Raw genomic sequence first — 9,726 nt, forward strand, 5'->3', positions numbered from 1 at the left:
GTTCAGTGGGGGCGGCCCCGGTTCGGCGGGTCCGCCGGCCGCCGGGCGCGCCCCGTCAGCCGCACGGTGTCTGCGGCGACGACGGGGGGAGAGTGAGCACGCCGTCCACCGACCGTCCCCGGCGTGCGTTTCGCGCGCGTGCCGCGAGCCGATCCAGCAGGGCGTGGCCCTCGCACAGCACGGTCTCGTGCCCGCCGTAGGACGCGAGGTTGACCACCGCGGCCTCCACGTGCCGGATCTCGGAGACGAGCATCGGCACCCCGTCGGCGCCGGAGGCGAGCGCGGCGCGGGCGCGGGCGCGCAGCAGCGGCAGCAGTTCCGCGCCGCTGGCGTTGCGGACCGTTTCCGGGTCGGTGTCCGCTTGCGCCTCCAGGCGTTCCCTGGCGTGCCGGATCACCCGGATCAGGGTCCGGAACTCGGCTGGAGTGAGGGCGAACGCCATATCGTGCTGTCCGCGCGGTGCGGGCGCCGACCGTCTCCGTCTCCGCCACCAAGGCACGATCCGCCCCCTCGTCTCGCCCGCCGCGGCGGTGCGGGCCGGCCGGGAGGCCGCAGGCGGTGCGTGCCGCTCCACTCCGGCCGGGCGCCCGTGTGCGACGTCCCGCCGCGCGGGTGGTCGAGCGCGACCGCTCCGGCCGGCCGCGCTCTCACCGTGTGACAAAAATCTTGTCACACGATGTGTCGCACGGAAACATGCGTTGCCGGTGACACCGGAGGCCACGGGCGCGGGCCGGCCCCGGTCACGGCGCCTCGTCGGGGGCGACGGCCAGCAGCGCGATGATGGCGAGGTTGCGCTGTGCCGCGTCGTTGGTGGCGAAGCCGCCCGGGATCTCCGTCACGGGCTCGGGCACCGCGCTGCCCGAGACCTTCACGGCCGCCGGCCACGGCTTGCCGGCCGGGTCGGACAGGAACTGCTGCCAGCCGCGCTGCCGCAGGGCCGGCTCGTCGAGTTGCTCGCCCGCCCACGCGGTCACCCGCGAGTAGATCGTCTTGAACACCTGCGGGTTGAAGTCGCGGCCGTAGACGGCGGTCTTCTCCGCCGCCGGGGCCTGGACGGTGCGGGCGAAGTCCAGGTAGGTCCTGCGGAACTCCGGCACGTCCACCAGGTCCAGCACCTCCCACAGGATCTGCTCGCCGAGGAACGCCATCGCGAGGTTGTAACCGCCCTCGAAATCGCCCTTGCCGAAGTTCGTCAGGTGCCCGGTCTTCGGGTCGAAGCCGACCGCGCCGCCCGCCTCGCCGGTGTACAGGCCCGCCGGGAAGCCGGCGATGTCCTTCATGCCGGTGACGATGCGGTCCCGCCACACCGTGTCGCCGGTGCGCTCCCACTCCGTGAGCCAGTTGCCGACCAGCGCGTACCAGTCCGGTCCGATCCGGATGCGGGCGGGCGCGGCGGTCTGCGGGGGCAGCACCTCGCGCAGGGGGTCGACGTCGAGCAGGGTCCGGTCGGCCCGCAGGGAGGTGCGGATCAGGTCGCCGAGGAGGTCGTCGGCGGTGAGGGAGTAGGAGAAGCGCTTGGTGAAGGACTCGCCGACGCGGGCCTCCTTGGCGCCGTCGCCCCAGTGCACGACGTTGTGGCGGGAGCCGAGGCCGGCGAAGCGGCCGGTGTGGTGCGTGTCGGCCTCGGCCACGTGCTGGGTCATGGCCCGGGCCAGACGGAAGGCGCCGGGGTCGCCGGAGCGCAGGAAGGCGTACCACAGGAAGGCGTCCGTGCCGAGTTCGGCGTTGTCCCAGGCGTATCCGCCGACGTCGTAGCGCCAGGTGTGGCGGTCGGCGTCGTAGGTGTGCATGACGTCGCCGTAGTGCCAGAACCCGTACCACTGCCGCTGGTCGACCTGCTCGCGGTAGAAGGCGACGTCGGCGGCGAGGGAGTCCTCCAGCGCGGCGCGGGCCTTGGTGCTGCGGTCGGGCAGGCTCCAGCGGCCGAAGACGCCCGCGCCGTGGTAGTGGGCGGGCGCGGCGACGATCTGCGGTGGCGCGGTCAGCGTGGTGGACAGGGCGGTGACGGTGTCGCGGGAGGGGGTGGCGGCGAAGGCCCACAGCACCATCTCCGTGGAGCGGACCATGCCCTCGGGCACGCCGAAGCCCTCCTGCACGTCCTCGTAGGCCAGGTCCAGGCCGTGGGCCTCGGTGTCGTAGGGGCGCAGGTCCATGGCGCCGCCCAGCGGTGACCACGACCACAGGGTGACGGTGGCGGTCTCGCCGCCGGCGTCGCGGATGTCCAGCGCCCGGGGGAAGCGCTGCCAGAAGTCCCGCAGGCCGAAGCCGAGTCCGCCGCCGGCGCCGCCGCAATAGGCGAAGCCGGAGGCGCGGTCGCCGTGCCCGGCGTGCTTGAGCCAGCTGCCGGACGCGGAGGTGCGCTTCCACACCGAGAAGTGGTCCGGGGAGCCCTGGAAGAGGGTGAAGTCGTTCCACACGGCCAACTGCCGGTAGCCGTCCCGCACTTGCTGCGCCCAGGTGGAGACGGGCGGGGTGGCGGTGCCCTCGACCTGCGCGGTGCGCACCGCTTCGCCCGGGTCGCGGCGCAGACCGGTCAGCACCCGCACCGGCTCGCCCCACACCCCGCCGGAGGCGGTGCCGAAACGGATGTGCCGGTCGTGCGCCTCGTCGGACATCGGGACGCGGAACTCCATGCCCAGCCCGCGGACGAAGTCGCGGTGCGGATCGGCGTCCCAGGTGAAGTGGTGGACCAGGCGGATCGAGGCGTCGCCCGCGCCGAGGTACACCCGCAGGGTCCAGGGCAGCAGGGCACGGCCGCCGTGGCCGAGCCGGCCGCCGTCGTCGCGCCGGTAGTGGCCGGACAGCTCCACCACCGCGCGCACCGGCCCGGACTGCGTGACCTTCGCCGACTCCACCACGCCGGTCCAGGAGGTGCGCCGCGGAGCGTCGGCGTCCTCCGGAGCGTCCTGCAGGAGGAGCACCAGGCGGCCGTCGTGCGCCGTGACGCGGCCCCCCCGGCTGATCGAGCGGACGGCCACCGGGCCGCCGCGGGCGATCCGGACGTCCACCACGCCGTTGGCCAGCCGCAGTTCGCCGCCGGACCGGGTGACGCTCACCGGCTGCTCCGGCGCGGCCGGGGTGCCGGGGGCGAGGTGGAGCGTCTCGGCGCGCACGGCCGAACCCACCGCGTGCCCGGTCCACTTGAGCGGGCCGTCCGGCCAGTACGCCAGCGGCCACGACTGCACCGGCAGGGCCTCGCCGTCGCCGGAACGCAGCGCGAAGGCGGTGTCCTTCGCGACCTTGCCGCGCGGCCACGGCACGCCCCAGGCGGCGCCGGTGGTGGCCGCGGGTGCTCCGTCCAGCCAGTGCAGGTCGACGCCCTCGGCCGCCCCGGCAGCCGAGGGACGGAGCGGGCCGCGGACCGGGCGTCCGCGGTCAGGGTGCACACGCCGCCCGCCACGGCTGAATCGATCTAAGGGCTCGCCCGAATGCTTGTCAAGGAGGTGCGGCCCGGTTCAGAAAGCGCTGTCTCCGTCGGCGCTCGGTGCCGGGCCGCAGCGCGCAGGTGACATCGACGGTTCTCGCCGGGGCAACAGCGAAGACGGCGCGGAACGCAAGGGGTTCGGGCGAAGCGATACCTCTCCGAAAGCTTTGCAGACAGCGCTTTCACAACCCCTTGACGGGCGTGGGTGTGCCACTTACGGTGCCGTGAATCGATTCAGAGCCTGATGCGGCGTCCGATCGCCGCGCCCCCGATCACCCACTCGCTCACCGCCCGTTCGGCACAAGGAGACTCGACATGAGAAGCAGAACGCCCCGCCATGGCGCCCGCATCCTGGCGGGCGTGGTGTCTGTCGCCCTCGCGGGGGTGCTGAGCGGCTGCGGATCGTCCTCCGGCAGCGGCGGCGGAGCCCAGACCGTCCGGTTCGTGTGGTGGGGCAACCAGGACCGGGCGGACGCCACCAAGAAGGCCGTCGCCCTGTTCGAGAAGAAGCACCCCGACATCCGCGTGCAGACCGAGTTCAGCGGCTACGCGGCCTATGTGCAGAAGCTGACCACCCAGGTCGCCGGCGGCGCCGCCCCGGACCTGATCCAGCTCGACCGCCCCACCTTCGGCGAGTACCAGCACAAGCACGTCCTGGCCGACCTCGGCCGGTACACCGGCAGCACCCTCCACCTGGACAAGATCCCCGCCAACCTGCTCTCCGGCGGCAAGGCCGACGGCAAGCAGTACGCCGTCCCCGCGGGACAGACCACGCAGATGCTGGTCTACGACCAGAAGCTGTTCGCCAAGGCCGGCGTCACCGTGCCCGAGGACGGCTGGACCTGGAAGCAGTTCACCGAGGACATGCGGAAGGTCGGTGCCAGGACCGGGGTGGCCGGCACCACCGACTTCGGCTGGGCCGTCGACTGGTTCGACTCCTGGCTGCACGAGCACGGCAAGCAGCTCTACACCGCCGACGGCAAGCTCGGCTTCACCGCGGGCGACCTCGAACAGTTCTGGAACGCCACCGCCGCCCTGCGCAAGACCAAGGGCGTGAGCGCCCCCGAGGCCACCACCAAGATGGACGGCTCCACCCAGAACTCGGCTCTGGTGCTCAAGCAGGCCGCCTCCGAGATGAACTACGACTCCAACCTCACCTCCTACCTGTCCTCCTACCAGGGCACCCTGAAGGCCGCCCCGCTGCCCAGCGACGACCCGGCGCACTCGGGCATGGCCGCCCTGCCGCCCGTCTACTTCGGCATCGCCCAGCACTCCTCCCACAAGGACGCGGCGGCGAAGCTGCTGGACTTCCTCGTCAACGACCCCGAGGCGGGCGCCGCACTCGGCGCCACCCGCGGCGTGCCGGCCAACTCCGAGGTCCGCGCCGCGGTCTGCGGTGCCGCCACCGGCGACGGCAAGGCGGTGTGCGACTACGAGCAGCGCGTGCAGCAGCGGATGGGCCCCTCCGACACCTGGCAGTGGCCCAGCGGCTCCTCCGCGATCAAGACGGACTTCCAGCAGGTCTACGACGACGTCATCTTCGGCCGCACCAGCGTGTCCGCCGGAGCAGAACGCGTCGTCAAGAACGCCCAGCAGTCCCTCGAGCAGTGAGGACGACGACGCAGACGCCGGCCGGGCGCGCCCACCCGGCCGGCCGGGCCGCGCACCACCCGGCGAAGGAAGGATGAGCCGATGGCCAACACCGCACTGACCCGCCCCGCGCGGCAGGTCACCGCACGCCCGGCGCAGCGGTCCCGGCCACGGCGCCGCGGGCAGCGCGCGGCGTACGTGTTCCTGTCGCCGTGGATCATCGGGGCCACGGTGCTGACGGTCGGCCCCATGCTGGCCTCGCTGTACCTGTCGTTCACCGACTACGACCTGTTCGACTCACCGAAGTGGGTCGGCCTGGACAACTACGTCCGCATGTTCACCGAGGACGACCGCTACTGGCACGCGGTCACCGCCACGCTGGAGTACGTGGTGGTCTCGGTGCCGCTGAAGCTCGCCCTGGCGCTCGCGGTGGCGATGCTGCTGAACAAGGACCGGCGCGGCACGGGTTTCTACCGCTCCGCCTTCTACGCGCCCTCCCTGCTGGGCGCGAGCGTCAGCGTGGCGCTGGTGTGGCGGGCGATGTACGGCGACGGCGGGGTGGCAGGGCGGGTGCTCGGCGTCTTCGGCATCGACGTCGGCAGCATGGTGGACCAGCCGCGCTACGCGCTGCTGACCGTGATCGCGCTCGCCGTGTGGCAGTTCGGCGCCCCCATGGTGATCTTCCTGGCCGGTCTGAAGCAGGTGCCGAAGGAGCTGTACGAGGCGGCGGCACTCGACGGCGCCGGCCCGGTGCGCCGCTTCCTCGCGGTGACCCTGCCGATGCTGTCGCCGGTGCTGCTGTTCAACCTGGTGCTGGAGACCATCCACGCGTTCCAGTCGTTCACCAGCGCCTTCATCATCAGCAGCGGCCGGGGCGGCCCGAGCGACTCGACGCTGCTGTACACGCTGTACCTGTACCAGCGCGGCTTCAACGACTTCCGGATGGGCTACGCCTCGGCGATGGCCTGGGTGCTGCTCGTGGTGGTGGGCCTGATCACCGTCCTGCTGTTCCGCGGCGCCAACCGGTGGGTGTTCTACATGGGGGAGGGCAAGCGATGAGTGCCCAGGCGATGACCCGGCCGGTGGCCGGGGGCCGCGCCGGCGGACGCAGGGTGCGCACCGTGCTGTGGCACGTGGGCGTGGCGGTCGTGGTGCTGGTGCTGCTGTACCCGGTGATCTGGCTGGTCAGCACTTCCTTCAAACCCGCCGACGAGGTGCTGTCCAACCTGGCGCTGCTGCCGCGGCACGCCACGACCGGCAACTACGGCCAGGTGTTCGGCGGGGTGGCCGGCTACAGCATCTGGCAGTACCTCGGCAACTCGCTGACCGTCTCGATCGGCGCGGTGATCGGCAACGTGCTGTCCTGCTCGCTGGCCGCCTACGCCTTCGGCCGGCTGCACTTCCGCGGCCGCGGCCCGCTGTTCGGCTTCATGATCTCCACGATCATGCTGCCGCAGCACGTGGTCCTGATCCCGCAGTACATCATCTTCCAGAAGCTCGGCCTGGTGAACTCCTTCTGGCCGCTGATCCTGCCGAAGTTCCTGGCCACCGACGCGTTCTTCGTGTTCCTGATGGTCCAGTTCGTCCGCGGGCTGCCCCGCGAGCTGGACGAGACCGCCACCGTCGACGGCTGCGGGCCGTTCCGCACCTTCTGGTACGTGATCCTGCCGCTGCTGCGGCCGGCGATCATCACCACCTCCATCTTCACCTTCATCTGGACCTGGAACGACTTCTTCACCCAGCTGATCTACCTGAACGACCCCGCGAAGTTCACCCTGCCGCTGGCCCTGCAGATCTTCGTGGACCAGACCAGCAAGTCCGCCTTCGGTCCCATGTTCACCATGTCGGTCCTGGCACTCGTGCCGATCGGGCTGTTCTTCCTCGCCTTCCAGGGCTTCCTGGTGGAGGGCGTGTCCACCTCGGGGCTCAAGGGCTAGGGGGCAGGGGTCATGACCGCACACGACGACACCCGGCTGCCCGGGGCGGGCGCGCTGCGCCACCTGGCCCTGCCCGCCGAGGTCCTGCTGATCGGCGTCCTCGTCTGCGTGGCGTCCCTGCCGGTGGTCACCGCGCTGGCCGCGGCCGGGGCCGGCTCGGTACTGCTGCGCGAACTGGTCGAGGACGAGCGCACGCCCACCGTGCGGCGCTTCCTGGCGCTGGTGGCGTCCGCGCTGCGGCAGCCGCTCGTGCCGCTGGCGCCCGTCGCGGTGCTCGCGGTGGCGGGGCTGGACGCGCTGGCCCTGGCCGGCGGGCTGCCCGGGGCCGGGGCGATGGGTCCGCTGGTGGCGGCGGCGCTGGCGCTGGTGGTGCTGGTCGCCGTGCGCGGCGCGGCCCGCTGGCGGCCGGGCCTGGCCTGGCGGCGGGTACTGACCGAGGCGGCCGGGGCGCTGCCCCGCGACTGGCGGGGCAGCCTGCTGCTCACCGGCGCCCTGGTGGTGATCGCCGTGGTCGCCGTGCAGGTGCCGGCGTTCACGGTGGTCCTGCCGGGCCTGCTGACGATGGCCGCGGTGGCGGTGGAGCGGAGGGAGAGTGGGGCGGAGCGGGCCGAGGGCGCCGGGGCGGTCGTAGGCCGCCCCGCCGCCCCGCGCCTCACCGCCCGGCGGGGACGGCGCCGGCCGGGGTGAAGCGGACCGGTGTGCCCGGGCGGGCCTGGGCCATCGCGCCGAGCGCGGCCGGATGGACGACGCCGATGACGGGATAGCCACCGGTCGTCGGGTGGTCCGACAGGAAGACGACGGGCCGCCCCTCGGGCGGTACCTGGACCGCCCCCAGCACCATGCCCTCGCTGGCCAGCTCCCCTTCCCGGGCGCGGGCCGGCGCCGGACCCTCCAGCCGCAGCCCGATGCGGTTGCTGGCGGCGGACACCCGGTAGGTGCCGGTGAGCAGCGTGCGCAGCCCCTCGGGCGTGAACCAGTCGTCCCGCGGGCCGAACGTCACCGGCAGGACCAGCTCGCGCGGCGGCGCCACCCACGGTGCCGCGTCCGGGGCGGCGGGAGACCCCGCCGCGGGCACGGCACCGAGGGCCAGCGTGTCGCCGTCGCGCAGCGGGTCCGGACCCAGCCCGGACAGCAGATCGGTGGCGCGGCTGCCGAGCCCCTCCTCCGCGTCCACCCCGCCCGCGAAGCCCAGGTAGGAGCGGACGCCGTGGGTGGCCGCGCCCACGTCGAGCACGGCGCCGGCCGGCACCCGCACCGGCTGGCCCCAGGCGGCCGGGCGGCCGTCGACCGTGACCCGGCAGGGTGCGCCGGTGACGACGGCGAGGACGGGGCGCAGCGCGCGGACCGCGCACCCCGTGAGGGTGGTCTCCAGCGTGGCGGCCGTCTCCGGGTTGCCGAGCAGGCGGTTGGCGAGGCGGTGCGCGGCCTCGTCGAGCGCGCCGGAGCGCGGCACGCCGAGGTGGGCGTGCCCGGCGCGGCCGAGGGCCTGCACGGGGGTCAGCGCGCCGGCCCGCACGACGCGCAGTGCCTCAGTCCTCACGACCCCTCCTTCCGGACGGCCGGCGGGCGGCGTGGTCGAGCGGGACGAACCGGACCCGGGTGCCCGGCGACAGCAGGGCGGCGGGGGAGCGGCGGGCGTCCCACAGCACCGTGTCCGGCGCCGTGCCGATCAGCTGCCAGCCGCCCGGGGAGGAGCGCGGGTAGACGCCGGTGTAGCCGCCGGCGAGGCCCACCGCGCCGGCCGGGACCCGGGTGCGGGGCGTGGCGCGGCGCGGCACGTGGTACCGCTCGTCCAGGCCCGTCAGATAGCCGAAACCGGGGGCGAACCCGCAGAAGGCGACGCGGAAGTCGGTGGCCGCGTGGATACGGGCCACCTCGTCCTCGGACACCCCCCACAGCGCGGCGACCTCGGCCAGGTCGGGGCCGTCGTAGCGGACCGGGATCTCCACCACGCGCCCGTCGCCCCCGGTCAGCGGCGGCACCCGCCAGGTGGGCAGTTCGGCGGCGAGCCGGCGGGCGGTGTCGGGGTCGGCGAACCCGTCGAGCAGGATCGTGCGGGCGCCGGGCACGATCTCCCGCACGGGCGGCAGCGTGCCCGCGGCGCGGCGGCGCAGCAGCTCGGCGTGCAGGGCCTCCGCCCGGCCCGAGTCGGCGAGCTCGACCAGCAGGCCGCGGGTGCCCATGGGCAGCACGACGGGGCGTACGGCGGCCCCGGCCGGGGACCGGTCCGCCGGGGCGGCCCGGCCGGCGGGTACGGCGGCCACGCCGGTCGGCGCGGCCCCACCGGCATCCGGGGAGGCGGCGGGCCGACCCACGCCGCGGGCGGCCGAAGCGCGGGGGGCGGCTGAAGCGTGGTGGGCGGCCGAGGCGTTGAAGTCCGTCGAGATGCCGGGGTCCGGAGCCGTGCCACGTGTGGCCGAGGTGGCGGGGTCCGGCGGCGTGCCGCGGGCAGCCGACGTGCCGCGGGAAGCCGAAGTGCCGCGGGCGGCCGAGGCGTTGAAGTCCGTCGAGGTGGCGGGGTCCGGCGATGGGCCGCGTGTGGCCGAGGTGCCGGGGGCCGGCGACGTGCCACGGGCAGCCGATGTGCCGCGGGCGTTCGGCGCGCTGGGGCCAGTCGACGCGCTGTGGGCGGCCGATGCGCCGGGGGCGGTCGCGGGGGTGTCCCCGGGCCCCGCCGCGGCGGCCGGCGCGCCGGCCCGGGAGGCGGGCGCGGGGGGGGGCCCGCGCGGCCCCCGCGCGCCGCGGCGGCCCGCGCCCCCGCCGCGCGCCCCCGCG

At 74.3% G+C, this 9,726-nt stretch carries 8 protein-coding genes; 4 read left to right on the forward strand and 4 right to left on the reverse strand.

The genetic code is table 11. The features are described from left to right. Positions 1-55: 55 nt before the first annotated feature. Positions 56-442: a hypothetical protein gene (locus GV126_RS01805; RefSeq protein WP_159662107.1), complete on the reverse strand. Its 387-nt coding sequence runs from the start codon at positions 440-442 to the stop codon at positions 56-58. Positions 443-740: 298 nt separating this feature from the next. After that, positions 741-3,386, reverse strand: coding sequence for an exo-rhamnogalacturonan lyase family protein (locus GV126_RS01810; protein WP_201299787.1), 2,646 nt, complete (start codon positions 3,384-3,386; stop codon positions 741-743). A 353-nt stretch (positions 3,387-3,739) separates the two neighbouring features. Between GV126_RS01810 and GV126_RS01815 the strand changes: the two genes are divergently transcribed. The 4 genes from GV126_RS01815 to GV126_RS01830 all read left to right on the forward strand — a co-directional run bounded on the left by GV126_RS01815 (position 3,740) and on the right by GV126_RS01830 (position 7,638). Further along, positions 3,740-5,035, forward strand: a complete 1,296-nt coding sequence (locus GV126_RS01815) for an ABC transporter substrate-binding protein (protein WP_159662108.1) — start codon at positions 3,740-3,742, stop codon at positions 5,033-5,035. 81 nt (positions 5,036-5,116) lie between these two features. Next, positions 5,117-6,073: a carbohydrate ABC transporter permease gene (locus GV126_RS01820; protein ID WP_159662109.1), complete on the forward strand. Its 957-nt coding sequence runs from the start codon at positions 5,117-5,119 to the stop codon at positions 6,071-6,073. Next, positions 6,070-6,951 (forward strand): carbohydrate ABC transporter permease, encoded by an 882-nt coding sequence (locus GV126_RS01825; protein WP_185946833.1) that lies wholly within the window; start codon positions 6,070-6,072, stop codon positions 6,949-6,951. The genes GV126_RS01820 and GV126_RS01825 overlap by 4 nt, the downstream gene beginning before the upstream one ends. Before the next feature lie 12 nt (positions 6,952-6,963). Then, positions 6,964-7,638, forward strand: a complete 675-nt coding sequence (locus GV126_RS01830) for a hypothetical protein (protein WP_185946834.1) — start codon at positions 6,964-6,966, stop codon at positions 7,636-7,638. Here the strand turns inward: GV126_RS01830 and GV126_RS01835 are convergent. After that, positions 7,604-8,491 (reverse strand): 5-oxoprolinase subunit C family protein, encoded by an 888-nt coding sequence (locus GV126_RS01835; RefSeq protein ID WP_159662110.1) that lies wholly within the window; start codon positions 8,489-8,491, stop codon positions 7,604-7,606. The two genes, GV126_RS01830 and GV126_RS01835, sit on opposite strands and share 35 nt — an antisense overlap. After that, positions 8,481-9,134 (reverse strand): 5-oxoprolinase subunit B family protein, encoded by a 654-nt coding sequence (locus GV126_RS01840; RefSeq protein ID WP_159673211.1) that lies wholly within the window; start codon positions 9,132-9,134, stop codon positions 8,481-8,483. The genes GV126_RS01835 and GV126_RS01840 overlap by 11 nt, the downstream gene beginning before the upstream one ends. Positions 9,135-9,726: the final 592 nt, after the last annotated feature.

Source organism: Streptomyces mexicanus, assembly GCF_902506575.1.
In the GTDB taxonomy this organism is placed as follows: domain Bacteria; phylum Actinomycetota; class Actinomycetes; order Streptomycetales; family Streptomycetaceae; genus Streptomyces; species Streptomyces mexicanus.

Excerpts from the sequence above, each read along its gene's own strand:
- GV126_RS01805 (WP_159662107.1), bottom strand. The coding sequence starts at position 442 with ATGGCGTTCGCCCTCACTCCAGCCGAGTTCCGGACCCTGATCCGGGTG.
- GV126_RS01815 (WP_159662108.1), top strand. The coding sequence starts at position 3,740 with ATGAGAAGCAGAACGCCCCGCCATGGCGCCCGCATCCTGGCGGGCGTG.
- GV126_RS01820 (WP_159662109.1), top strand. The coding sequence starts at position 5,117 with ATGGCCAACACCGCACTGACCCGCCCCGCGCGGCAGGTCACCGCACGC.
- GV126_RS01825 (WP_185946833.1), top strand. The coding sequence starts at position 6,070 with ATGAGTGCCCAGGCGATGACCCGGCCGGTGGCCGGGGGCCGCGCCGGC.
- GV126_RS01830 (WP_185946834.1), top strand. The coding sequence starts at position 6,964 with ATGACCGCACACGACGACACCCGGCTGCCCGGGGCGGGCGCGCTGCGC.
- GV126_RS01840 (WP_159673211.1), bottom strand. The coding sequence starts at position 9,134 with ATGGGCACCCGCGGCCTGCTGGTCGAGCTCGCCGACTCGGGCCGGGCG.